Below are 20,032 nucleotides of genomic sequence, written 5' to 3'. Positions count from 1 at the left end.
ACGCCATGCCCATCCGTATCCAGCGCCGCCGCACCAAGGGATGGCGCAAGCCCGACAACACCGTCATCGTCACGAGGCCCTCCCGCTTCGGGAACCCGTTCACGCTCGCCGGGGCCATCGAGTGGCTCGGAGCCGAGACCCCCGAGCAGGCCCGCGAGGCGTGCCACATGGCGTTCCGGTCCTGGGTGTGCGGCTCCGACCAGTGGTGGATGGGCCCCGAGGCTGCCGCGACCCGCAAGCGCCTCCTGGACGGACTGCCCGAGCTGCGCGGCAAGAACCTTGCCTGCTACTGCCCGCTCCCGGCCAAGGGCCAGCAGGACCACTGCCATGCCTCCGTCCTGCTTGAACTCGCCAACGCCCCGAAGGAGAACTGACCATGCTTGAGATCGCTGAAGCTCTCATCGAGACGAAGTTGTCCGCTGTCCGTTCCTGGTACCAGGCGGTCCGTGACCGGTACCCGTCCGCCCTGGTTCCGGACTGGCGGGTTGGTACGGCGGAGGACGGGGCGCCGCGCCTGACCGTCCAGGTCATCGGGGAGCACGCCCAGGAAGCCCTGCACCACTTCGCGTCCGGCTACCCGCTCGCCCTCGGCAGTGCCGGTGATCTGCGGCCGGTGTGCGAGTTCCGGCCGGGTCGGGTCGTGTGCGTGTGGCGGTCGAACGGCGTGTGGGTGGAGATGTGGCACCACGACCTGCCCCCGGTAACCGCCCCGTCCCCGGCTGTCATGCCGAAGCGCCGGTTCATCTCCCCGTCCGCACGGCTCCCGTTCCCCCGCCGGCCCCGCCCGACCGCCCTCACCACGAAGGAGAACTGACCATGACCGACACCACCCGCCTCGACGAGATCCGAGCCCGCGAGCAGGCCGCGACACCCGGCCCGTGGGGTACAAGCCGCGACCTGAACGGCACGTACACCATCAAGCACGGGACCCGCATCACCAGGGAGGACGGGTTCGGCTCGGACGGTGACGTGGCTGTGCTGGTCGGGGACGAGCAGGCTGCGTTCAGCAACGGGTCGTTCATCGCCCGCGCCCGGAAGGACGTGCCGTACCTCCTGAACCGTGTTGCCGAGCTGGAAGCTGCCGTCCAGCGAGCTTGCGGGCTGGCTACCCGGCTGGAGGAGTTCGCGGAGAACGCCCTCCGGGTCGACGACCGTGAGTTGTACACGGCCATCGCCAAGGATCTCCGCGATCGCCTCAACGCCGTCGGGGTGCAGCAGCCCACTGCCACCGCCGCGCCCGAGCAGAGGCAGCACGGATGACCGCCCCCGCCCTGGTGGGCCCGTCACCGGCTGGTGGCGGGCCCACGGCCTTCCAGGACCGTGACGAGCTCCTCGCCGACGTCGGCGACCGTATCCGGGCCGAACGGCATGCCCGCGGATGGTCCCAGTCCGTGCTCGGGAAGCGCGCCGGCATGGCCCGCAAAACCGTTGCGCACGTCGAGAACGGGCAGACGACCCTTCCCCTGCACTGCCTTGCCGCCTTGTGCCGCGGTCTCGGTATGTCGATGAGCGACCTGCTGTCCGACGCGTGGGTGATGCCGGCCAGGCCCGAGGCGCGGGTACTGACGCCGCGACAGGTTCAGATCCTGCGGGTGGCGGCATCGACCGGTTTGTCGCTGCCGCAGGTCGCTGCCCGGGTGGGGACTACACGGCAGGTGGTGGCGGCCCGGTTGTCGGAGACGTACCGGGAGCTGGGGGTGTGGGATCTCCCGCGGGACGAACGCCGGGCTGCTGCGGTGCGGGTCGCTGAGGAACGCGGACTGTTCGACGCCATCCCTGAGTCACACGCAGCGTGACTGTTCCCGGGTGCCGGGTCTCCCTGATTCCGAGGCCGAGACCCGTACCCGCCAGTACACCCCACCTGTTCGTAACCCACCGTCACACCACTGCCCTGGGAGGGCACATGCTCCGCAAGCACCGCGGCTTCATCGTCTTCATCACCGTCGCAGGCGTCGGTGCCCGCCTCATCTGGGACGCGGCCACCAACCGGCAGGACCCGCCGCTATGGGTAACGCTCCTCGTCGCCGCCCTCATCGTGACCGTCGCGATGCGCGTTGAAGCATGGGTTGACCGGCGAAACCAGGCCCCGACGTCGTGATGTCCCGGCACACCATCCCCAACACCTGGAACCCCAAGGAGAACACCGCATGACCACCATCCCGCAGCCTGCCGAGCGGCTGCGCCAGCATCTCGCCGAGGCCATGGCCAAGGATGCCGGGTCGAAGGCGTTCATGAAGTCGGGTACGGCGTGGGATCACGCCCGTTCCGAGTGGCTCGCCCACGCCGATGCCGCGGTGAACGCCCTGCACCGGTCGGAGAAGGGGGACCGGTGAACGCCCGGAACTCGGCTGCGACCCGTGCTGCGGCGCTTCGTGCGGAGGCCCGTCGTGGCCCGTGGCGGCGCATGCTGGCGTTCCTCGGCCTCGGCGGGGCACGGGTGCGGCGTGCGGACGCCGAGGCGGCCCGGTGGGCGCACGGCGCTGCGGGGGAGGCGACCACCGCCCGATTACTGGCCCATCTCGAGGCCGCCGGGTGGCATGTCCGGCACGACCTCCGATTACCGGGGCGCCGGTTCAACTTGGACCACGTGCTGGTGTCCCCGTGCGGTACCGCCCTGGTCGTCCTCGACACGAAGAACTGGCACCGCGGGCGCACCACCGCACTCGTCGGGGGTCGTGTGCACTGCGGCACGAAGGACAGGCGCGACCGGGAGGACCGGCACGACCAGGTCGTGAAGGTCGCCGGGTACGCGCAGGCGGTCGGTGCGGTCCTGCCGGGGGTGCTGGTGGTGCCGGTCATCGTCGTCCACGGCTCTCCGGTGGCCGGCGGGGGGTTCGAAGCGCCGGTGCCGGGTGGCACGGTGTGGGTGCTCGGGACGGATCTGCTGGTGCCCCGTCTCGCTGGGGCGGTCCGGGGCCCGCGGGATCCGCAGCGCGCGGCAGGCCTGGCCGAGAGGGTGGATGCGGTGCTGCTGCCGTACAGGTGACCTGCCGGATTTGGGCCCGCTGTCTCTGGGAGGGGACGGCGGGCCCTTTTTTGCGTGTCGGGGCGGATTCTCCATCACCAGACTTTACGCATGCGCTTAGTCGTGCCATACTTAACACATGCGGAAAGTCCGCAGGGGGAGCAAGGGGGACCGATGACCGCCATCACCACCGCCGAAGCCGCCACCGAGGCCCGCGTCACCGTCGCCACCATCCGCACCTGGTGCCGCAACGGCGCCGTCGCCGCGGTCAAGCGGGCCGGCCGCTGGGTCATCGACACCGCATCCCTCGCCCACCGCATCACCATCGGCGCCATGAAGCGCCCGCCCGTCTACACCATCTACTACCGGGCGTGCCGCCACACCGAGACCGACCGCAGCCTGCGCCGCAACATGGTCAGCACTGCCATCTGCACCGCCTGCCGGGCCGAGTCCAAGGAGCGCGCCGCCAAGGCCGCCGCCATCGAAGCCGCCGGAGGGCGCGCGACCGCCCGCCAGATCAGCTACCTCGCCACCCTCACCGGTAAGCCCGCTTCCGCCCTGCAGGGGCTGACCAAGCCGGAGGCGTCCCGCCTCATCGACGACGCCAAGCACGGCGGCCGCGGCGAGCGCCGCTCCTACCGCTGCGACTGCCCGTCCGGCCGCCACGGCGGCGTCTGCACCTGCTGCTGACCACCACCCGCACCCGACACCGATTGGACCCCTCATGGCCCGCATCAACGTCTACCGCTACCCGACCGAGCAGGAGCTCTACAACGGCGCCGGCGAGACCACCCTCACCGGCTGGTTCAACCCCGACTCCGCGGCCGCCTACCGGGAGGCCGATGACTGGGACGGCAGCAACGAGATCTCCGTCAACACCGACAGCCAGTGGGACCACCAGACCCTGTACCGCGCCAAGAGCGGCCGGTGGGTCCTCAACAACTGGTCGCAGCGCCAGGGCGTTGCCGAGCGCTATGAGTTCATCGACGACGACGCCGCCAAGACGTGGCTGCTCCACAACCAGCACGACGCCGCCGTCGAGGAGTGGTTTGGCCAGCTGGACGAGGAGGCCGGCCCGAACATGGGCCGTCCGGGGGTGGGGCCGAAGTGGGAAGTCCGCCTCGACAAGGAGACGCGCGCCCAAGTCGAAGCGCTCGTTGGTGGCGGCCGGAAGCGGGCCGACGTGCTGCGCGATCTGATCGTGGCGGGCCTGGCCTCCACCGAGAGTGCCTGAGCAGGTAGACGCGCGCGGAGCGGCCCTGAGCCGTACGGTGCGGGTGTACGCGTAACCGCGAGCGGCCCACTGTCCCTGGGGGATGGTGGGCCGCTCTTGTGCGTTCGGGGGCCCGCCGTGACGGGGGGACACGGCGGGCCAAGCCCATTGTGGCAGGGGGGCGGGGTTGGAAGGGCCGATATCCTGACACGGCGGCGCCCCCGACCAACTTCACCTTGGTCGGGGGCGCCGTGATGTGCGACTACTGCTCGGCGGCGTACAGCTCGCTCAGTTCCCGCATCGCGTCCAGGCGAGTCGCCTGGAGGAGGAGCTTCTGGACTCCGTTGGCGATCTGAGGCATGTCGCCGCAGGCGATACCCCTGTCGACGTCCTGTGCAAAGCGTGCCAGGTCCTCGGACAATCTCTGTGCGTTACGGGCCAGTTCAGTTTGAATCCGGGTCACCTGGGAGGCGGTTGCGCGGGCGGCTAGGGAGTCGGTCATGGTCGTGGTCCTCACTGCTCGGTGGTCTTGCGGTCGGCTTGCCCGCCCGCGTCCAAGGGTGCTTCTTCGTGCCGGAGTCAGGCGCTGGTGCTACCGACCCCAGGGATGCGATCAATCGTGCTCCGCGAGATTCCGGTGATCTGCTGGATTCGACTCTTGGTCACCCCGTCCGCCAAGGCCTGGCGAACAAGGGCATCGCGCATGTCCCGCAGGGCCGCCCACCCCGCGAGCCTTCGCTCTGCCACTGCTTCCGCGCCGGTGCCGGTCGGTTCGAAGTCGGCGGGGGCGAACCGCTCGGCGAATCGGGCGCGGGACTGTTCGGCAACATCCCGGAGGAGCGGGGTGGTTTCCTCGGTCCAGTCCCAGGCTGCGGCAAGGGCGCGTTCGGTCTCTTCGATGCGCTCGGCAGTGCGCTCCGTGCCGTCTTGCGTGTCGGGGAGGTAGGACGGGTGGATGCGTTCGAGCACCCATTCCTCTTCCCGGGTCCGGGATTCGGAAGCGCTGATGGGTCCCTCGTCGGGGCGGTCGTAGCCGCGGCCGGGCTCGGGGGCCCGGTCTCCTCCCTCGATCGGCTGGCTGCTCCGCCAGATGTACTCGCTCAGGAGATCCATGGCCCGGAAGACGTTGTCCGGCTTCCCTGCTCCTCCGCTGAACGAGTGCCCGTCGTGGTAGTCCAGCGCTGTCAGGGCGTCCGCGGTGAGGTGAGACATGTAGAGGGTGCCGAGCCGGGCATCGGCCGGGCTGGCCTCCAGCTGGGCGGTGGTGACGGCGGGGATGGTGTGCCCTACGGCTTCACTGAGCTTGGCGGCGATCTTCTCGGAGATGGCGTCAATGACTTCCCGGTTCCTCATGTATCGAACGATACGAGTATCGATCGATACATGCAAGCCCTGATTCGGTTTTGAGGTGAGGATCCCGGCGCGTCAGCCGCAGCCCGTATTCGAACAGGCGTAGCATTCTCGTGTGCCCACGTACAACTTCCCCGCCGATCTCCGCGCAGCCCAGCTCGCCCTCCACCAGACCCGTGCCGAGTACGACGAGTACAGCAAGACGCTGCCGTGGTCGGCGGAGCCGATGCCCGGGTGGGAGCACGACAAGCAGCTCCACAGCAACTACGTGTCGGCGAAGCCGGACAGCCCCGGGTACACGGAGGAGCAGGCCGCGGAGGTCCGGCGCTTCGAGGCGGAGCTGCTCCGGCTGAGCGTCGAGGTGAGCACGCACCCGCACTGGGCGACGCTCAATGACGGTGTGATGGAGGCGAGGATGGCGCTCAAGCGCGTACACGAGCCCGAGCCCGAGGACCAGGCGGCGTAGTTGTGCCCGACCCTGAAGTGTCCCGCCTGGACAAGTTGCACGCCTTGGAGGAGTGGCTGGACTGGCAGCTGCGCCAGACCCGTGCCCGGATCCGCGAGCTTGAGGCCCAGGAACGGCAGGGACAGGGGCAGGGGCGGCGCGAGCAGGGGTCACGGGCGGTCGACGAGCGGCGCGAGCGCGGGACGCCGCGGCCCGAGGGGCAGCAAAGCCCGACGCCGCGACCGCGAACCCCGGAGTGGGGCATCACCGACGGCGCCCGCACCCCTCACGAGGTGCACCGCGGGGACTGCTGGGCCATGGGAAGACAGCTGCGCCCCGTCAGCCGGGAGGAAGCGGTGACCGCCCTCGTCGACGGGGCCACACCCTGCGACGTGTGCCGGCCGGACCGGGTGCTTGGCGCGCCCTGACCCGCTGCTGCCTGCGTTCTGACCTGCGGTTTCTGATTGCTAGTCACTCTTCAGGGCGACACCCCTTGCGCTTCCTAAAATAGGAAGCTACTGTTGTTGTCATGAGGTCAGGGGAACAGCCCCAGACCCCACCGGAAGGAACCGGACCATGAACCGTCAGGACATCGCCCACCAGGTCTCCCTCACCCTCGGCGACCACATCGAGGACTTCAACGTCGATGGCATCGTGGACGACCTGATCGCAGCCCACGACGGCAACCTGACCAGCATCGACGACTTCGACAGCCAGGCGTACTGGGCGATCGTCGAGACTCACGACACCACCACCGACGAGGCCGAGAAGGTCACCGCCACCGCATGGCTCACCCTCGACGCCGGCTGCCTCATCCACGGCGAGGGCGTCGAGGTCGGCATCCTCGACTACGACGACACCGACCAGGTCACGGGCGAGCCCCTGGCCCCGGTATCCCTGCCGGTATCCCTGGCCGCGGCTTGCGAGGACCACAAGGTGGCGCAGAACGCCGCCGAGGCCCGCCTCAGCGAGCTGGGCTGGGACACGGTCGGCTCGTGGGACGCCGTCGACACCGGCTACACCATCAAGGTCCGCCGCGTCGTCGCCACGAACTGACCTTCCGTTGCACGCACCGCGGGCCCGTCCCCACCACGGGGCGGGCCCGCCCCCTTTGGAGACTGTCATGCCTGAGCAGACCAACAGGACGTACACCGACCCGGCCGGAATGCCGGAGGACGAGCGGATGTCCCCGGCAGAGTTCCGCGTCGTCCGCGAGTTCCTGGGCCTCACCGGGGACTGGCTCGCCGGCCACCTCGGCGTCTCCGGGCGTACCGTGCGCGCCTGGGAGGCCGGCAAGTACGCCATCCCCGACGGCGTGCGTCTGGAGATTGAGGACCTGGAAGCACGGACCGGAGAGTTCATCTCCGGAGTCGTCGCTCAGCTCCTCGACATGCCGGAGCCGGGCGTCCTCACGTACCGGACGGATGAGGAGTACCACGCCGCGCACCCGGAGATCCCTTTCCCTGCTTCCTGGCACCGCGCGGTAGTCGCGCGCATCGCCCAGGAAGTGCCTGGGCTGTCCATCGCCTACGCGGACAGTTGATCGCCGTGTGCGGACCGGTGACGATTCCTCCCGCCTGGTGACCCGGCGGGAGCTCCTCTCAATTTCAGCGGAGAAGGTGAACGTGTGGCGACGATGACTGCATGCAAGGCGCCTCGCACGAGTTGCGGTTCCGCGTCTGGGTGGCGGGCCGGTGGGCGATGCCCTCGGTGCCGCGCCGCGCACAACCAGGAGACCGGTGGTCGGCGCGGGCTGAGTACCGACCAGCGTGCCGAGGTGCTGGGATTCCTGCGGGCCGGAAAGACTGCTGCAGAGGCCGCCGAAGAGGCAGGGGTTACACCGCAGTCGCTGTCTCAAGCGGCGCGGGCGGACGGCGAGCTGCGGGCTGCCCTGGACGGGAAGCCCAAGGCTGTGCAGGCTGCGGCCCGCCGCGGAGACTGGCTTGCTGCTCTGACTCGGTCGGGAGGAGACCAGTCTGCTGCGGCAAAGGCCATCGGCTTACCTCCCTCCACCGCGACCACGTGGCGTGGGGATCCTGCTTTCGACGCGGTGGTAGTCGCCCTGCTGGACTGGCTTACCACGGCGACGGGAAAGGATCTACGTAAAGCCCCCGTCGCGGACGCTCAGCTGGACGCAGCCGCCGCGCACATCGAAGAGGGCGCGACCCTTGCTCGTGCTGCCCAGCTGGCCGGCATGTCGCAGTCCACGCTGTACCTGCGGGCTCCACAGCACGAGCGACTCTTGGCGGCGGTGGAAGCGGCCAGGCAGCGCCCTCGTCCTGGGGGGCGGTCTGGGCTGACGGATGAAGTCGCTGGACGTCTGCGGGAGCTGTGGGTGACACCCGGGATGACAACCGCAGAGGTCGCGGACGAGCTGGGTGTATCCAGGGTGACGATCAACAGGTGGCGGAACGCGCTGCAGTTGCCGCGAAGGCGCTGATTGCTGAAAGCTGCGCCCCCGTTCGGCTTCATGGCCGGGCGGGGGTGTACGTCTGTTGCGGGTCCTACCGGTCTCGAGCGGGCAGGCCCATCACCTGGGCGTGGTACCGGACTCCGGTCAGGGTCATGCCGACTCTGCGGCCGATCTCACGGGTCGACAGGGACTTGTTGGGCCACAACTGCGCGATGGCGCGGCGGGATACTGCGGCGCGCACTTCGCGTTTCTGTGGCAGGCCGTGGGTGCGGGCGTGGATTTGAGGGCGCCGAGGATCGCGGGGGCTTCGTCGCTACGGGAAGGGTTCATGCTTCCATGCTGTGCCCTGGTGGGCGGTTCGTTGCCCCTGCCCGGGGCGCGGTGTACCCGCGGGTGGAGTCGGATCTGGCGGTGGAGGTGCTGGCCTGGTCGGGGCGGCACGGGGTGCTGACGGCGGTTCGGATGCGGTGAGCTGCGGGTGTTCGTCGCGTTGACCTGCGGTTTCTGATTGGCAGTCACTCTTTCGGGTAACCCCCTTGCGCATAACGCCGTACGTACGGCATTATTGGGTCATCGCCAAGGGACAGGGGAACCCGATGAACACCACCACCGCCGCCACCGAGGCCAAGGTCACCGTCGCCACCATCCGCGACTGGGCCCGCCGCGGCATCATCGCCGCCACCAAGGTCGCCGGCCGGTGGGTCATCGACGCCGCCTCCCTCGCCCACCGCATCGAGATCGGCGCCCGCCGGGTCGCCCGCAAGGCCAAGAAGGTCGTCCTCACCGCCGACAACATCAAGGCCATCGGCGGCAACGAGTGGATCCGCGGCAACTACCACCGGATCTACCTGAACGACTGGACCGAGTACGCGGGCATCGAGGTCACCCGGTACGGCACCGGCAGCATCTCCTCCGCCTCCCTCGGCGGCCGCGGTATCGCCAACGGCCGCGCTTACGACCTCCTTGGAGCCGTCAGCAAGGTGTACTTCGACGTCGCCGACGGCCGCCTCTACGTCCAGCACCATGGCGCCGACGCGTATGAGATCCGCTACCTCGACGGTGAGCGCAACTACGTCGACCTCGTCGCCCGCATCTTCGCCGGCGTCCGTGCCGCCGTCGCCGCCCTTTGAAACGCCACCGACATCACGAAGGAGTCATCGTCATGAGCTACACCACGACCAGCTACGGCACCTGGACCAACAAGGTCAACCAGTACTCCACCAGCCCGGATGCCGATGTCCTCGACTGCATCAACGGCGGAGACTCCGACTGGCGGGAGCTCCTGGAGAAGTCCGGCGCCCTGGACGAGATCAAGCAGGCGTATCGGGCCGCGATCGAGCGGGCCCTGCCGGACAGCGTTTCGCTGTGCGGTGACGAGTTCATCGGACCGGCCCACCCGGAGGACGGCGAGTTCGACGACTACCCGGTCGACGACGACGGGCGCCTCGACTTTGCTGGCTGCATCGAGGGCATCGACCTGGACGAGATCATCGAGTGGCACGACCCGGTGACGCTGGAGGACATCGGACGGGACGAACTGAAGTCGACCGCGAAGGAGCCGGACAAGGCCGCATCCAGGGCAATGTCGAGGCTCGGCGTGAAGGCCTTCTACCACGGACCCAACCCGGACTCCGGCCGCATCCAGTCCTACTTCCGGACGGGCGAGGTCCGCGACGCCCTGGCCAAGCGCCTTGGCAAGGGCAACCGCACCGCCTCAACCGCCGCGTGACCGGAAGGACTAGCGTGCTGACCTATCTACTCAACCTGGCGGGGATCATCGTGATCGTCGCCGGGTTAGTGGCTGCGGCCTTCAATCGGTTGTCGGACTACCAGGTCTACGGGCTCTTGGCCGTCTCACAAGTACTGGTTGGGGCAAGCGGGTTCCTGACGGGAAACACCGTGGCAGCGTCCATTTCAGCTGCTGCTGCCGGGTTTTTTGCGTGGAAGTGGTGGAACGGTGGCGGCGGTGACGGTACGCGGCGCCGTCTGCGGTCCTGGGCTCGTCGGTTCCGCGGTGTTCGCCGCACGGCTCCGGCAGGTGCCTCGTGATCCTTCGACCGCGTGGCCTGCCGAAGGCCAGGGCGCAGACCATCCGCCGCATGGACGGGCTGATGAGTCGCCCCAACCCGTTCGTGACGGGCACGGAGGGTGTGGCCGGGCTCATGGCCCGGCACCTGAAGGCCGCAGACCTGTACTGGGCCAGCGAGGACATGACCGCCCTGGCCATGCACGCCGGCGAGCAGCTGGCGGCAGCCCGGTGGGCGACCGCGGACAGGCCGTCGCCGTGTGGGCTGATCGTGTTCGACGGTGGCCTGGGCATGGTGCAGGTCCACCCCGCAATGCATGGCCCGGTTGCCGCCCTGGCATGGGGGCCGGGGCCGGACGAGACCCTCGTCGTGTGGCACCTGATGACGGCCGAGCAGTTCCTGGGTGGTGCGTCGGTACCGAACCCGGAGGCCGTACCGCCCTTGATCGGGATCCGCGAGGTTCGGCTTCCCGTGACGAGCGAGCCGGTTCCGCTCGATGACCTGCCGCCGCATGAAGGGATGGCCCCGTCCAGGGCCATCGTGGCGGCGCTGGCCGCGTCGTGGCACCTGATGCAGCAGCCGCAGCTGGTGGACCGGACCGAGCAGGAACCGCACCGGTCGGATGCTCGGGCTCTGCGCCGTGCCGGGACGCCGGACTCAGGCGTAAGCGTGGTGGCGCTGCGTCGCCAGTACGTTCCGCAGGACCGCGACCCGGATGCGGGCACGGACCAGCGCACGTACCGGAACAGGTGGATCGTTTCCGGGCACTGGCGGAACCAGGCGCATGGGCCGGAGCGGTCGTTGCGCCGACAAACGTGGGTGCCCGCACACATGAAGGGTCCGGAGGGGGCTCCGCTGCTGTCGACGGAGAAGGTGAACGTGTGGCGACGATGACCGGGTGCAAGGCGCCTCGCACGAGTTGCGGTTCCGCGTCTGGGTGGCGGGCCGGTGGGCGCTGCCCTCGGTGCCGTGCCGCGCACAATCAGGAACCCTCTGGCCGGCGTCGCCTACCTGTGGCTGTTCAAGGGCGACCAGCCCACTGACGACGCGTTCATCGGCTCCATCCTGATCCCTGCCCGGGCCGGACAGATGCCGGTCGCGTACGGGCGCGGGCGCGGGGGCGGGTTCGTCGGAAATGCCCCCGCCGCCAAGGCCGCGATCGACCGGCTTGCTGACCACGCCACCAATCAGTGAGGACCACGACCATGACTGCCAAGCCTGCCGCTCCCGCTTCCCGCCGCGTCTGTCGGCGGTACAACGTCGATGGCTCCCCTTGCGTGAACATGACCCCTCGTCTTGACGGGTGGTGCGGTAAGTGTGCGGGGTTCACTCAGCCGCAACCGACGGTTGGAGTCACCGGTACCCGCTGGTTCAAAGCGAGCCTGAACGGCCAGGCATGGACACCCGTTTCGGCTCCCCTTGATCTCGACGAGGCGCACAACGTGGCCGTCACCTTCGCCGCACGCAAGCTGTTCGCCGCCCGACACTCCTGCTCGATGGACGAAGCCGAGGTCCAGATCAGAAGCCTCCTGGAGGATCTGCTGATCTCCGGCCAGATCGACCAGTCGGAAGACGGCTGGTACCGGCTGATGTTCAAGAAGGAGGGATACCTACTCCTCCTGTCCCCCGACCGTGCGGCCGTCAAGATGTACCAAACGAAGCACGTCGAACGCACATGGGCGCAGGTCAAGGAGGGAGTCAAGTCCCGCGTTTCCATGCCTAAAACTGCCGGACACAACCTGACTAAGTGGATACGAGGCGTCCTCGGCAGCCAGGACGCACCTCTCCACATCACCCAACGCGCTCTGTATACCTACGCCACGGCGTACGCAGAAACTCGGCTTCAACGGGACAACGCCAAGGTGATCCTGTCTCAGATGGAGCGGCAGATTGAGCAGGAGATCGCGCCGAAGATCGTTCACCCCCTCGCGGAGGGCGTGGTGTCTTTCGTGGTTGACACCCAGGGGTGGACCTGGGCCCTGGTGCTCGACAAGGGGGAAAGCATGCCCGTCGTGCTCTACCTCACCTGCAGGAACATGGCGGACTGAACAGGCGCACGTAGGGGGCCGGGGCAGGAGCGCATCACGGCTTCAACCTGGCTGGGGGACCTGCTGGAGACGCTGCGGCAGCAGACCAAGCACGGACCGGCCTGGCTCGCCGCCGCCTCGGCGTCTGCACGGCGTCACCTCGCGCGCGGGCACGGTGAGGTCTCCAGCTGGTCGGGGCTGACGGGCCCTCATGGTCCCAGCTGGGGGAAGGGGGGTGACAGTTAGTCATTTGTGCTGGCCGTAGTCCGGCGGTGGGGTGCCGCGCCTCGGTCGACTTCGCGGCCGCGGTGTGGGTCAGGTTGTCCAGGTGCCGCGGAGTGCGGCGGTGGTGAAGCCGGGCCCGTAGGCGACGACCAGGCCGTGGGCGTCGGCTGGGGGCGGGTCGGTGTGGGTGCGCTCGATGACCCTCAGCACGGATACTCCGCCGAGGTTGCCTTCGTCGGTGAGGGTGTCCGTGCTGTGTCGGGTGTCGTGGGTGTCGAGGCCGAGGGCGGAGGCGGTGTCGGCGATGATGCGCCCGCTCCCGGGGTGGATGGTGGCGAAGTCGACGATGCGGGGCCCGATCCAGTGGAGGAGGTCGGGTAGGACGTCGTCCGCCGCGGTGAGGGCTTCCTTGGTGCTGTCGAAGTGAAACCCGGTCGCGGTGAGGCGTCCTTGGTACCGGGTGAGGCTGTTCGGGAGGACGTGTTCGTACGTGTCGTACGGGCTGTCGACGGCGAGGCCGGGGCTGAGGGGGCGACTGGTGACGAGGGTTGCGGCGGCGGAGTCCCCGAAGAGGGCTTTGTAGATCATGTGCTCGACACCGGTGTCGGCGTGGTTGTAGACGCTCGAGATGACTTCGGCCGCGACGACGAGGACGGTGGAGCCGGGCCGTGCAGCAACCATGTCGACGGCGCGGATCAGGGCCTGGGTGCCGCCGGCGCACGCCATCGTCGTGAGGGCGATGCGGCGGACGTGGGGGTGCAGGCCGAGCCGGTCGATGAGGTGGATGTCCAGGTTGGGGACGGCCCAGCCGGTGGAGTGCGTGGTGATGACCGCGTCGACGTTCGCCGCGGTGAGGCCGTGCGCGTCGAGGGTGGTGCGGGCTGCTTGTTCGGCCATGCCGAGGGCGTCCGCGAACGCGACCGCGGCCCGTTCCTCGATGTCCGCGGTGCCGGACACGGTGGGGGAGTCGAGAGGCCGGGTGAAGTACCTTGTCGCGACACCGGTGTTCGCGACGATGCGGAGGATCGCGGCCAGGCGCGGATGGTCGGCATGGTGGGCGCGGATGTCGTCGAGGATTTCGCCGGTGGTGACCTTGTGGTCGGGGAGCACGGTGTACGGGCGGGCTATGTAGGCGACGGGCACGGCATCCTCCGGCGGGCAGGCTGGTGCGGCGGCGGTGGGGGTGCGCTCACCGTATGGCACGTGGGGCCGGGTATTGACCCTGATCGATGCATTGCCGGGAACAGGGAGGGTGGTCGGTTTTGGGGTGGTCCCCCTCAGGGTGGTGAGGGGGACCGTTCACCGGTGGGTCAGCGGGCTCGGAGCATGGGGGTGCGGGCGTGAGCGCGCTGCGTGCCGGGGTGGAACACGAGGACGATGAGGCGGGCTCCGGGGGCGGTCATGGGCTGGGCGGCGCACATGGTGACCCACCCGGGCCCGTCGATCGCATGGTGGAGGGGGCGTTCGTCGCCGTCGGGGTGGATGTGGGCACCGCCGGCCTCCCAGATCGGGGCACAGTCCGGGTCGGCGGCAACTTCCTTCTCGATCTGGCGGAGGATGTCGTCGTCGGGACGGTGGGCGATCGCGGCCTGCAGCTGGGGGAGCACTAACGGGGCCCAGGCGTTGGCCCAGTCGGTCAGGGTGTTCCGCCCATCCCGGTCCAGCAGCATCCACCGCATGGTGTTCGTAGGGACGCGGCCACCGGGGAACAGCCGGGCGAACGCGGCGTTGTAGGCGAGCATGTCCCACGACGCGTCCGTCACGTACGCCATGTGCGACATCCCGTCGACCGCCTCCTGCCACACCCCGGGGACTTCTTTCCCGGAGTGGAGGGTGAGGGGACCGGGCGGGTCACCGATGCCCGCGTACCGGCACAGGCTGACCCACTCCTGCTCGTTCAGCCCGTAGAGGTGGGCGACGTCCCGGAGCAGGTCAGCATCCGGGTTGCGGATCTGCCCATTCTCAAGCCGGTTGCAGGTGTTCCTGCCGCGGTTGAGGAGCTGGTCGACCTGGTGCTGCGACAGGCCCGGAGCGCGCCGGCCTTGCTTGCTGGGCCCGGTCAGGCCGACGGCTTCCGGGTTGATAAGGGCGCGCCGTTCGGTCAGGAGTGCTTTCAAGGCCTTCTTGTACATGTGCGGGCAATCCCCCCGTGGTGCTGCCGAGTTCAGCGGTGGAAGTGTAATTAGTTACGTCGGTTTTTGTAATAAAAACTGCGCGAAGATAAAACGCTGAAAGCGCGGCATGCTGGGGCGGGACGCAGTCGCTGGCCTGCAAGCTCTTGGCCAACGGTTGTGTGCATGCGCCGCGGACAGCGGTTGCGGGAAGAGCGTAGGGATACTCGCCGGTATTCCGATGTGTGGTGTCGGAACGCTTCGCAGCACGGCCCGTATTTCTACGCTCTTCCCACCATTCCCCCACTCTCCTTTGGGGAGAGGTTCACGATCCGTCAAATTCCCCGGTCACGGACTGCTGCCCGTCGAGGATGGTGATGGTGGGGCACGGGTAGCGGAGAGGTGTGCCGTAGCTGTCGTGGCAGTGCGCGCAGCTTGCGGGGTCGGCGTCCCAGCGTGGGTGGAGCTCCCGCACGCGCTCGATGGCGGCCTCCGCCTGGTCGCGGGCGGCAACGGCCTCGCACGTGGCGTCGTTGTGCTCAAGGACCTCGGTGGTCTCCGCGTCGGCCTCGGCAAGCTGCTGCTCCAGCTCGTCGATGCGGGCCTCGGCGCCTCGGTGTCGGTCGGTGAGGTGGTCGACGGCCCGCTCGGCCTTCTCGGCGCGGGTGGTGAGTTGGTCCAGCTCGGGCACGATCAGCTGCACGTGGCGCTTGTTGCCTGCGGCGACGTGCTCCAGCGTCGTGATGCGGGCGGCCTGCTCGGTGATCCCGGCGGCAAGTTGGTCCAGCTCGGCATCAAGTGCGACGCCGCGGCGGGCACGGTCGACGAGGTGGAGCAGGCGGTCGGTCATGCTCGGTCCTTGCGTGCGGCGCGGCGGAGGTGGCGTGTCTGGGTGGTGATGACGGCGGTGAGGGTGGCGGCGGCGGTGATAAGGAGGACGGCGGTCACGACTGGTCTCCGGTCGCGGCGGGGGCGGCGGGCTGCTGCACCCCGGCGGCGGCCTCGTCGGTCAAACGGCGGCGGTCGTCCTCGGCGATCTGGTCGGCCATGTGGCGCAGCGTCTCGATGGCCTCGGTCCAGGCGGCGGGTGCCGACACGAGGTTGTCCAGCGGGCCGAGCGCGGCGAGGCCGTTGGCGGCTTCGCGGAGTACGGCGGCCCGGTCGACGGGTGCGGGCAGGACGGCCATGCGGCTGTGCCATCCCCGTGCGTCGCCGCAAGATGCACACAAGCCGGGTGCGCGAGGTGTGTCCGGCACGAACCTGCCGCAGGACTCGTCCTCGGCCTCCGACTGCTCGGCCGTGGTGCCGAGGATCTGCCGGGCCACGGCGGGGGTGGGCTGCTGCTGACGGGTGTAATCGGTGGTGCCGGGTCGGGCGTCAGGCATCGACCAGTCCTCGGACGCCTCGTGGAGTTCGGTGGCCCGGTCGCGGATGGCGTCCCACGGGGCGCTGGTGCCGAGCCCGAGCGCCTCGGACAGGGCCAGACGGTGCGCCTCGGCGGTTTGGTCGGCGGGTGCGGTCGTAGTGCCGGGGATTTGCCGGGCTACGGCAAGCGCGGGGTGTACCAGCGTTGCGACAATACCGCCGTCGCCGAGGCCGTGGCAGTCCGACGCGTCGGCCGCCCGCTCCAGCCAGCCAGCGAGGGCGAGGTGTAGCGGGTCGCCGATCTGGCGGGCGCGCTCAGCGGCGGTTCGCAGGGTGTCGGCGGGTGTGGTGGTCATGCGGGGTCTCCTTGCGTGCGGGTGGTCAGGTGCCGCTTGCCGCGGGTCAGTTGGCGCAGGTCGGGCACGGGTGGGCTTCGAGGTCGTTGCAGACGATGCAGTCGACCTCTTCCTCTGCGTCGATCTCGGCCATGTCGCTGATGTCGGTGCCGCAGAGGGCGAGGTCGGGGTTGCAGCAGTAGATGTGGCCGAGCTCGCTGTTGCTGGTCGTGGTGTCGACGGGGGCGGGGGCGATGGCGGTCATCACAGGCTCCAGGCGTCGTGGAGGAGTGTTCCAGCGTCTCGCCGATCCGTCGGGGCGTTGCCCCTGGTCGGGTTGGCGGTGCCGGGTAGAGGGCTCACACTACCTCATATTTCATGGCGTTCGCAATGGAATACGGGGGATTCGGGGCGCCCACGGCCTCGGCGTCGTCAATCCCCGCGCCCACCCCTGCGAGCTCGGAGCGTCAACACCGGGCCCGCACCACGCCCCGCCAGATGTGCCCAACAGCCCCTGTACGCCCCGCTCCCGGCCTACCCTGACCCCAGGGCACCACCATGTGCCCGAGACGCTGGGAGGCCCCCGTGAGCGCACCTGTGACCGAACAGCCCACCCCGCCGTCGTACCCGCCGAAAACCCCGCCCCCGCCGAAAAAACCCATCTCCCCGCCCCGCCCCGAAACCTCGGACGAACACGCGGCCGGCCCCGCCCCGCTGGCGCGGACCGCGCGGCGCGGGGTGGGGATGCGGAACCGCCGCGGCGTGAACTGGAACCTGGAGTCCGCCCCATGGGCTGCGGGCATCGCTCGGCGAAAGGTGGCGGCGCAGCTGGGGGAGTGGGGCTACCGGCCCGCCCAGGCCGCCATCGACACCGTCACCGGGCTCCTCGTCACCGCCGCAGTCGCCGACTCCGGGCGCCGGATCAGCGTGCACCTGTCCGACCAGGACCAGCAGGCGTGCATCCTCGCCCTGTCCCACCAGGCCGCCCTGACACCCGGTCACGCCCCAGACGGCGACAACGTCCTCCACCAGATCACCGCCGTGCCCGGGGTGACAGGGTGCGGGACGGACACCGGGCCCGACGGGCGACGCGTCTGGGCCATCATCAGCCTGGGATGATCCCGGGCATGACCACCGGACGACCGAAGAGCCTCATGGCGTGGATCCGCTGGGTGACAGCAGCCCGGTAGGACCTGGGTTCAGTCAAGGTTGTCGTACGCGCCCGGCTTCCAGTCGGCGAGCAGGGTGATCGCCTTCTCGATCTCGGTGCGCTCCGGTTCGGTGGCGGTCGCCGACCACCACTTCTCGATCTGCTCAGCGTCGACGAGCACACCCTCGCGGTACCCGTCGAAATCACCGGGGTCTTGTGCGACGGCGATGTGGATGGGTGCGTCGTCGGGGAGGTCTTTCAGCGCCTCGCGGAGCTGTGCCGCGTTCCAGACCTGCGGGGCGTGCTCGTAGACGTCGGTCATGGGCACAGGGTGCCGGACCGGATTGCGTGGTGGGTGGAGACGCGGCTGTACCCCGGGCCAGAGCGCTGATCCGGGGTACAGGAGGCCGGGGCGACGAACGCATCACCGTGGTGAACCGAACCCGGCCGGTGGACACGGTACCGAGCGCGTGGCCTGCGTGCCGGATGGTGCAGGAAACGGTGCCACGTCGGGTCTGAGCACCCGTGCGCCCCACCAAGCCCCCTCCCTGCGAACCTGCCCGTGGCGGACCGTCGAACCCATGGGCGGACGGTGCGGACGGTGCCACGGCTCAGCAGAGCCTGACGACCTGGTGCAGGTCGCTCCCGGAGAACAGCGGTGCGAGCAATGCCGCGACAACTGGGCGTACGACAGCCTGATCGAGGAACGGAACCGCGGTGAGGACGACACGCTGACCCGGCCGATCGGTGACCCTGACGAGGCCCAGCACCGGCGGGGAACAGCGGCGTAGCCGTACGTACGACGACGCCCCCAACCCGAACCGGGCTGGGGGCGTCCCGTTGCTAGCAGGCTTCGGCGGTCCCGCCATCGGGCCTGAAGAAGGCAACGACGGCTTCACGCAACTGGGCAACCAGCTGGCAGACGTCACGCAGGTTCTTACCTGCCGCGGCGAAGTCCTTGTACGTCTTCGACGCTCCGCGGAACGCCTTCGATGCCTTGTCGCTGAGCAGAGCAAGCCGCTCGAGGAGGTCAAGGCAGAACGACACGATGGAGGGGCGGGGTTTGGCAGTCACGGAATTGGCCTTTTCTCACGCTGAACGGCTCGGGTGAGCTGCTTCTTCTGCTCGGATCGGTCGGGCCCGGTCCTCGGGGGCCGGGTAGTAGATGTGGGTCGTGGCCTGGTCGGGGTGTTCCCGGAAGAGGAAGTTCTCGAGGCTGCTGCGTGCTTCGTCGAGGGCCTTCGTGGCCTTCTCGAGGTTGCGTGCCGGGCCGGCCTCCGGGCCGGTGAGTGGGTACGCGTGGCCCAGTTGCACCTGCAGGGTGGTGAGCTCGTCACGCATGGCCGCGAGGTGCCGGCCGAGCTGGGTGTGCTCTTCGACGGTGAGGCGCTTCTTCTTCACGAGGGGATCATCTCCTCCGGTATGCGGGCATGTCCGCCCTTCGGTGAAAGAGGGCTGCTGCTCTCCCTCGAACTGAGTCAGGGGCGTCGAATGCCCGTTGGCGTAGGCGGGTTGGCATCTCTGGGGGCAGCGGGGCACCCCCTTGACACCGGCGTGCGTAAAGCGCACAGTAATTGCGTGTAAAGCGCACGCCACTTTCCAGGGGGACCACCATGCCCGTATCCATCGAGCACACCACCAGCACCGCCGCCACCGTCGTGTGGGACTCCGCCGACGACCCCCAGGGCTACCTCGCCCAAGCCGTCGACAGCGGCCGCATGGAAGCCGCCCTCACCGCCCTCGGCCTCAAGAGCTACGACGACCTGGCCGCCCTCACCGCCAACGAACGGGCCGACCTCCTGCGGGCGACCGCCGCCCTGGCCCAGGAACTGACCCGCCGGGTCCGTCACCTCACCGTCGCGTCCCGCGAGATCGACGGCGCGACCTGGGGAGACCTCGCCTCCCGCATCAGTGACGACCCGGGCGCCCGATCCACGGCCCGCAGCACCTACGAAGCGGGCCTGCGACAGATGGGCCGCAGCATCCCCACCACCTGACCCACCCAACCACCCGCAGAAAGCAGACCTCACCATGGCGATCTTTAAGTTCGGCAATGTGACCGTCGACAGCGACACCGCGACAGCCGACGACTTCAAGCAGGCCGCCGAAGCGAGCGGCGGCACCATCACCGGCGGCGTCTACGGCGGCGAGAACTACGGAATCTCGGGCGGCACAATCCACGGCACGATCCACATCGACAACTCGACCGACCGGCAGTAGCAGCGGGGGCGGCCGGTCGCCTGGCAGCGGACGGCCGCCCTCGCCTCCCGCCCCGATCGTCGGACAGCAGAACGCCCCGAACCGGTGTACCAGTTCGGGGCGTCTGGTCATGTTGAGGGTTTGTCCCAGTCCTTCACCCAGCGCAGGGCTTGCATGGCGCCGAGGAGGGCGATGAGGCCGGCCGGG

33 protein-coding genes are annotated in these 20,032 nt (G+C 69.1%); 22 read left to right on the top strand and 11 right to left on the bottom strand.

Translation table 11 applies throughout. From position 1 onward, the window contains the following. The first annotated feature begins 5 nt into the window (after positions 1 to 5). From AB0L71_RS28340 to AB0L71_RS28300, 9 genes are all read left to right on the top strand, one after another. Complete coding sequence (locus AB0L71_RS28340; protein ID WP_365248177.1) at positions 6 to 374, top strand: DUF4326 domain-containing protein; 369 nt, start codon at positions 6 to 8, stop codon at positions 372 to 374. Positions 375 to 376: 2 nt separating this feature from the next. Then, on the top strand, positions 377 to 814 hold the full coding sequence (locus tag AB0L71_RS28335; protein ID WP_365248176.1) for a hypothetical protein: 438 nt from the start codon (positions 377 to 379) through the stop codon (positions 812 to 814). 2 nt (positions 815 to 816) lie between these two features. Continuing rightward, positions 817 to 1,260: a hypothetical protein gene (locus AB0L71_RS28330; protein WP_365248174.1), complete on the top strand. Its 444-nt coding sequence runs from the start codon at positions 817 to 819 to the stop codon at positions 1,258 to 1,260. Beyond that, positions 1,257 to 1,796, top strand: a complete 540-nt coding sequence (locus AB0L71_RS28325; RefSeq protein ID WP_365248172.1) for a helix-turn-helix domain-containing protein — start codon at positions 1,257 to 1,259, stop codon at positions 1,794 to 1,796. Before AB0L71_RS28330 ends, AB0L71_RS28325 begins: the two co-directional genes overlap by 4 nt. A gap of 107 nt (positions 1,797 to 1,903) precedes the next feature. Continuing rightward, positions 1,904 to 2,098, top strand: a complete 195-nt coding sequence (locus AB0L71_RS28320) for a hypothetical protein (RefSeq protein WP_365248170.1) — start codon at positions 1,904 to 1,906, stop codon at positions 2,096 to 2,098. A gap of 49 nt (positions 2,099 to 2,147) precedes the next feature. After that, on the top strand, positions 2,148 to 2,333 hold the full coding sequence (locus AB0L71_RS28315) for a hypothetical protein (RefSeq protein ID WP_365248168.1): 186 nt from the start codon (positions 2,148 to 2,150) through the stop codon (positions 2,331 to 2,333). Then, positions 2,330 to 2,986 carry a nuclease-related domain-containing protein gene (locus AB0L71_RS28310; protein ID WP_365248166.1) on the top strand — a complete coding sequence of 219 codons (657 nt, stop codon included), beginning with the start codon at positions 2,330 to 2,332 and terminating at the stop codon, positions 2,984 to 2,986. The genes AB0L71_RS28315 and AB0L71_RS28310 overlap by 4 nt, the downstream gene beginning before the upstream one ends. Before the next feature lie 153 nt (positions 2,987 to 3,139). Continuing rightward, positions 3,140 to 3,655: a helix-turn-helix domain-containing protein gene (locus AB0L71_RS28305; protein WP_365248164.1), complete on the top strand. Its 516-nt coding sequence runs from the start codon at positions 3,140 to 3,142 to the stop codon at positions 3,653 to 3,655. 34 nt (positions 3,656 to 3,689) lie between these two features. Next, positions 3,690 to 4,199 (top strand): hypothetical protein, encoded by a 510-nt coding sequence (locus AB0L71_RS28300; RefSeq protein WP_365248162.1) that lies wholly within the window; start codon positions 3,690 to 3,692, stop codon positions 4,197 to 4,199. A 241-nt stretch (positions 4,200 to 4,440) separates the two neighbouring features. Here AB0L71_RS28300 and AB0L71_RS28295 read toward each other — a convergent pair whose 3' ends face one another. Beyond that, positions 4,441 to 4,680, bottom strand: a complete 240-nt coding sequence (locus AB0L71_RS28295) for a hypothetical protein (RefSeq protein WP_365248160.1) — start codon at positions 4,678 to 4,680, stop codon at positions 4,441 to 4,443. Positions 4,681 to 4,757: 77 nt separating this feature from the next. Then, positions 4,758 to 5,531 carry a hypothetical protein gene (locus tag AB0L71_RS28290; protein WP_365248158.1) on the bottom strand — a complete coding sequence of 258 codons (774 nt, stop codon included), beginning with the start codon at positions 5,529 to 5,531 and terminating at the stop codon, positions 4,758 to 4,760. Between the two features lie 112 nt (positions 5,532 to 5,643). Here AB0L71_RS28290 and AB0L71_RS28285 point away from each other — a divergent pair, with 112 nt between their 5' ends. The 4 genes from AB0L71_RS28285 (at position 5,644) to AB0L71_RS28270 (ending at position 7,516) form a co-directional block, all read left to right on the top strand. Beyond that, on the top strand, positions 5,644 to 5,994 hold the full coding sequence (locus AB0L71_RS28285; protein WP_365248156.1) for a hypothetical protein: 351 nt from the start codon (positions 5,644 to 5,646) through the stop codon (positions 5,992 to 5,994). A 2-nt stretch (positions 5,995 to 5,996) separates the two neighbouring features. Beyond that, positions 5,997 to 6,401: a DUF6233 domain-containing protein gene (locus AB0L71_RS28280; RefSeq protein ID WP_365248154.1), complete on the top strand. Its 405-nt coding sequence runs from the start codon at positions 5,997 to 5,999 to the stop codon at positions 6,399 to 6,401. A 148-nt stretch (positions 6,402 to 6,549) separates the two neighbouring features. Next, positions 6,550 to 7,029: a hypothetical protein gene (locus tag AB0L71_RS28275; protein WP_365248152.1), complete on the top strand. Its 480-nt coding sequence runs from the start codon at positions 6,550 to 6,552 to the stop codon at positions 7,027 to 7,029. 67 nt (positions 7,030 to 7,096) lie between these two features. Beyond that, complete coding sequence (locus AB0L71_RS28270) at positions 7,097 to 7,516, top strand: DUF1870 family protein (protein WP_365248150.1); 420 nt, start codon at positions 7,097 to 7,099, stop codon at positions 7,514 to 7,516. 961 nt (positions 7,517 to 8,477) lie between these two features. Here the strand turns inward: AB0L71_RS28270 and AB0L71_RS28265 are convergent. Further along, entirely contained in the window at positions 8,478 to 8,627 is a 150-nt protein-coding gene (locus tag AB0L71_RS28265; RefSeq protein WP_365248148.1) for a hypothetical protein, read from the bottom strand. Between the two features lie 355 nt (positions 8,628 to 8,982). On the opposite strand from AB0L71_RS28265, the gene AB0L71_RS28260 reads away from it, so the two are divergent. From AB0L71_RS28260 to AB0L71_RS28235, 6 genes are all read left to right on the top strand, one after another. Beyond that, on the top strand, positions 8,983 to 9,516 hold the full coding sequence (locus AB0L71_RS28260; protein WP_365248146.1) for a helix-turn-helix domain-containing protein: 534 nt from the start codon (positions 8,983 to 8,985) through the stop codon (positions 9,514 to 9,516). 32 nt (positions 9,517 to 9,548) lie between these two features. Further along, positions 9,549 to 10,115 carry a hypothetical protein gene (locus AB0L71_RS28255; protein WP_365248144.1) on the top strand — a complete coding sequence of 189 codons (567 nt, stop codon included), beginning with the start codon at positions 9,549 to 9,551 and terminating at the stop codon, positions 10,113 to 10,115. A 14-nt stretch (positions 10,116 to 10,129) separates the two neighbouring features. Further along, positions 10,130 to 10,435 (top strand): hypothetical protein, encoded by a 306-nt coding sequence (locus tag AB0L71_RS28250; protein WP_365248142.1) that lies wholly within the window; start codon positions 10,130 to 10,132, stop codon positions 10,433 to 10,435. Further along, entirely contained in the window at positions 10,432 to 11,307 is an 876-nt protein-coding gene (locus AB0L71_RS28245) for a hypothetical protein (protein WP_365248140.1), read from the top strand. The genes AB0L71_RS28250 and AB0L71_RS28245 overlap by 4 nt, the downstream gene beginning before the upstream one ends. A 75-nt stretch (positions 11,308 to 11,382) precedes the next feature. Further along, complete coding sequence (locus tag AB0L71_RS28240) at positions 11,383 to 11,607, top strand: hypothetical protein (RefSeq protein WP_365248138.1); 225 nt, start codon at positions 11,383 to 11,385, stop codon at positions 11,605 to 11,607. 11 nt (positions 11,608 to 11,618) lie between these two features. Next, a complete protein-coding gene (locus AB0L71_RS28235; protein ID WP_365248136.1) occupies positions 11,619 to 12,461 on the top strand; it encodes a hypothetical protein in 843 nt (280 codons plus the stop codon). Between the two features lie 294 nt (positions 12,462 to 12,755). Here the strand turns inward: AB0L71_RS28235 and AB0L71_RS28230 are convergent, their stop codons facing one another. From AB0L71_RS28230 to AB0L71_RS28210, 5 genes are all read right to left on the bottom strand, one after another. Beyond that, positions 12,756 to 13,808 carry a PhlD gene (locus AB0L71_RS28230; protein ID WP_365248134.1) on the bottom strand — a complete coding sequence of 351 codons (1,053 nt, stop codon included), beginning with the start codon at positions 13,806 to 13,808 and terminating at the stop codon, positions 12,756 to 12,758. A 167-nt stretch (positions 13,809 to 13,975) separates the two neighbouring features. Continuing rightward, complete coding sequence (locus AB0L71_RS28225) at positions 13,976 to 14,797, bottom strand: helix-turn-helix transcriptional regulator (RefSeq protein ID WP_365248132.1); 822 nt, start codon at positions 14,795 to 14,797, stop codon at positions 13,976 to 13,978. A gap of 304 nt (positions 14,798 to 15,101) precedes the next feature. Next, the gene (locus AB0L71_RS28220; protein WP_365248130.1) at positions 15,102 to 15,626 is read right to left on the bottom strand and encodes a hypothetical protein; all 525 of its coding nucleotides are present in this window, start codon (positions 15,624 to 15,626) and stop codon (positions 15,102 to 15,104) included. 94 nt (positions 15,627 to 15,720) lie between these two features. Beyond that, positions 15,721 to 16,497 carry a hypothetical protein gene (locus AB0L71_RS28215; RefSeq protein ID WP_365248128.1) on the bottom strand — a complete coding sequence of 259 codons (777 nt, stop codon included), beginning with the start codon at positions 16,495 to 16,497 and terminating at the stop codon, positions 15,721 to 15,723. Between the two features lie 46 nt (positions 16,498 to 16,543). Further along, positions 16,544 to 16,741, bottom strand: a complete 198-nt coding sequence (locus AB0L71_RS28210) for a hypothetical protein (RefSeq protein WP_365248126.1) — start codon at positions 16,739 to 16,741, stop codon at positions 16,544 to 16,546. Between the two features lie 320 nt (positions 16,742 to 17,061). On the opposite strand from AB0L71_RS28210, the gene AB0L71_RS28205 reads away from it, so the two are divergent. Then, the gene (locus tag AB0L71_RS28205) at positions 17,062 to 17,595 is read left to right on the top strand and encodes a hypothetical protein (protein ID WP_365248124.1); all 534 of its coding nucleotides are present in this window, start codon (positions 17,062 to 17,064) and stop codon (positions 17,593 to 17,595) included. Between the two features lie 80 nt (positions 17,596 to 17,675). On the opposite strand, the gene AB0L71_RS28200 is transcribed toward AB0L71_RS28205, so the two are convergent. The 3 genes from AB0L71_RS28200 to AB0L71_RS28190 form a co-directional block, all read right to left on the bottom strand. After that, on the bottom strand, positions 17,676 to 17,948 hold the full coding sequence (locus tag AB0L71_RS28200) for a DUF6225 family protein (protein WP_365248122.1): 273 nt from the start codon (positions 17,946 to 17,948) through the stop codon (positions 17,676 to 17,678). Positions 17,949 to 18,469: 521 nt separating this feature from the next. Continuing rightward, complete coding sequence (locus tag AB0L71_RS28195) at positions 18,470 to 18,700, bottom strand: hypothetical protein (protein ID WP_365248120.1); 231 nt, start codon at positions 18,698 to 18,700, stop codon at positions 18,470 to 18,472. Positions 18,701 to 18,715: 15 nt separating this feature from the next. Then, the gene (locus AB0L71_RS28190; RefSeq protein ID WP_365248118.1) at positions 18,716 to 19,027 is read right to left on the bottom strand and encodes a hypothetical protein; all 312 of its coding nucleotides are present in this window, start codon (positions 19,025 to 19,027) and stop codon (positions 18,716 to 18,718) included. Positions 19,028 to 19,239: 212 nt separating this feature from the next. On the opposite strand from AB0L71_RS28190, the gene AB0L71_RS28185 reads away from it, so the two are divergent. Together AB0L71_RS28185 and AB0L71_RS28180 are read left to right on the top strand one after the other, a co-directional pair. After that, positions 19,240 to 19,623 carry a hypothetical protein gene (locus AB0L71_RS28185; protein ID WP_365248117.1) on the top strand — a complete coding sequence of 128 codons (384 nt, stop codon included), beginning with the start codon at positions 19,240 to 19,242 and terminating at the stop codon, positions 19,621 to 19,623. 34 nt (positions 19,624 to 19,657) lie between these two features. Then, positions 19,658 to 19,846 (top strand): hypothetical protein, encoded by a 189-nt coding sequence (locus tag AB0L71_RS28180; protein ID WP_365248115.1) that lies wholly within the window; start codon positions 19,658 to 19,660, stop codon positions 19,844 to 19,846. Positions 19,847 to 20,032 lie beyond the last annotated feature (186 nt).

The organism is Streptomyces sp. NPDC052052 (assembly GCF_040680455.1).
GTDB lineage: Bacteria > Actinomycetota > Actinomycetes > Streptomycetales > Streptomycetaceae > Streptomyces.
This window is presented reverse-complemented; position numbering and strand designations above follow the sequence as displayed.

Excerpts from the sequence above, each read along its gene's own strand:
- AB0L71_RS28340 (WP_365248177.1), top strand. The coding sequence starts at position 6 with ATGCCCATCCGTATCCAGCGCCGCCGCACCAAGGGATGGCGCAAGCCC.
- AB0L71_RS28335 (WP_365248176.1), top strand. The coding sequence starts at position 377 with ATGCTTGAGATCGCTGAAGCTCTCATCGAGACGAAGTTGTCCGCTGTC.
- AB0L71_RS28330 (WP_365248174.1), top strand. The coding sequence starts at position 817 with ATGACCGACACCACCCGCCTCGACGAGATCCGAGCCCGCGAGCAGGCC.
- AB0L71_RS28325 (WP_365248172.1), top strand. The coding sequence starts at position 1,257 with ATGACCGCCCCCGCCCTGGTGGGCCCGTCACCGGCTGGTGGCGGGCCC.
- AB0L71_RS28320 (WP_365248170.1), top strand. The coding sequence starts at position 1,904 with ATGCTCCGCAAGCACCGCGGCTTCATCGTCTTCATCACCGTCGCAGGC.
- AB0L71_RS28315 (WP_365248168.1), top strand. The coding sequence starts at position 2,148 with ATGACCACCATCCCGCAGCCTGCCGAGCGGCTGCGCCAGCATCTCGCC.
- AB0L71_RS28305 (WP_365248164.1), top strand. The coding sequence starts at position 3,140 with ATGACCGCCATCACCACCGCCGAAGCCGCCACCGAGGCCCGCGTCACC.
- AB0L71_RS28300 (WP_365248162.1), top strand. The coding sequence starts at position 3,690 with ATGGCCCGCATCAACGTCTACCGCTACCCGACCGAGCAGGAGCTCTAC.
- AB0L71_RS28295 (WP_365248160.1), bottom strand. The coding sequence starts at position 4,680 with ATGACCGACTCCCTAGCCGCCCGCGCAACCGCCTCCCAGGTGACCCGG.
- AB0L71_RS28290 (WP_365248158.1), bottom strand. The coding sequence starts at position 5,531 with ATGAGGAACCGGGAAGTCATTGACGCCATCTCCGAGAAGATCGCCGCC.
- AB0L71_RS28275 (WP_365248152.1), top strand. The coding sequence starts at position 6,550 with ATGAACCGTCAGGACATCGCCCACCAGGTCTCCCTCACCCTCGGCGAC.
- AB0L71_RS28270 (WP_365248150.1), top strand. The coding sequence starts at position 7,097 with ATGCCTGAGCAGACCAACAGGACGTACACCGACCCGGCCGGAATGCCG.
- AB0L71_RS28260 (WP_365248146.1), top strand. The coding sequence starts at position 8,983 with ATGAACACCACCACCGCCGCCACCGAGGCCAAGGTCACCGTCGCCACC.
- AB0L71_RS28255 (WP_365248144.1), top strand. The coding sequence starts at position 9,549 with ATGAGCTACACCACGACCAGCTACGGCACCTGGACCAACAAGGTCAAC.
- AB0L71_RS28235 (WP_365248136.1), top strand. The coding sequence starts at position 11,619 with ATGACTGCCAAGCCTGCCGCTCCCGCTTCCCGCCGCGTCTGTCGGCGG.
- AB0L71_RS28225 (WP_365248132.1), bottom strand. The coding sequence starts at position 14,797 with ATGTACAAGAAGGCCTTGAAAGCACTCCTGACCGAACGGCGCGCCCTT.
- AB0L71_RS28220 (WP_365248130.1), bottom strand. The coding sequence starts at position 15,626 with ATGACCGACCGCCTGCTCCACCTCGTCGACCGTGCCCGCCGCGGCGTC.
- AB0L71_RS28215 (WP_365248128.1), bottom strand. The coding sequence starts at position 16,497 with ATGACCACCACACCCGCCGACACCCTGCGAACCGCCGCTGAGCGCGCC.
- AB0L71_RS28210 (WP_365248126.1), bottom strand. The coding sequence starts at position 16,741 with ATGACCGCCATCGCCCCCGCCCCCGTCGACACCACGACCAGCAACAGC.
- AB0L71_RS28200 (WP_365248122.1), bottom strand. The coding sequence starts at position 17,948 with ATGACCGACGTCTACGAGCACGCCCCGCAGGTCTGGAACGCGGCACAG.
- AB0L71_RS28185 (WP_365248117.1), top strand. The coding sequence starts at position 19,240 with ATGCCCGTATCCATCGAGCACACCACCAGCACCGCCGCCACCGTCGTG.
- AB0L71_RS28180 (WP_365248115.1), top strand. The coding sequence starts at position 19,658 with ATGGCGATCTTTAAGTTCGGCAATGTGACCGTCGACAGCGACACCGCG.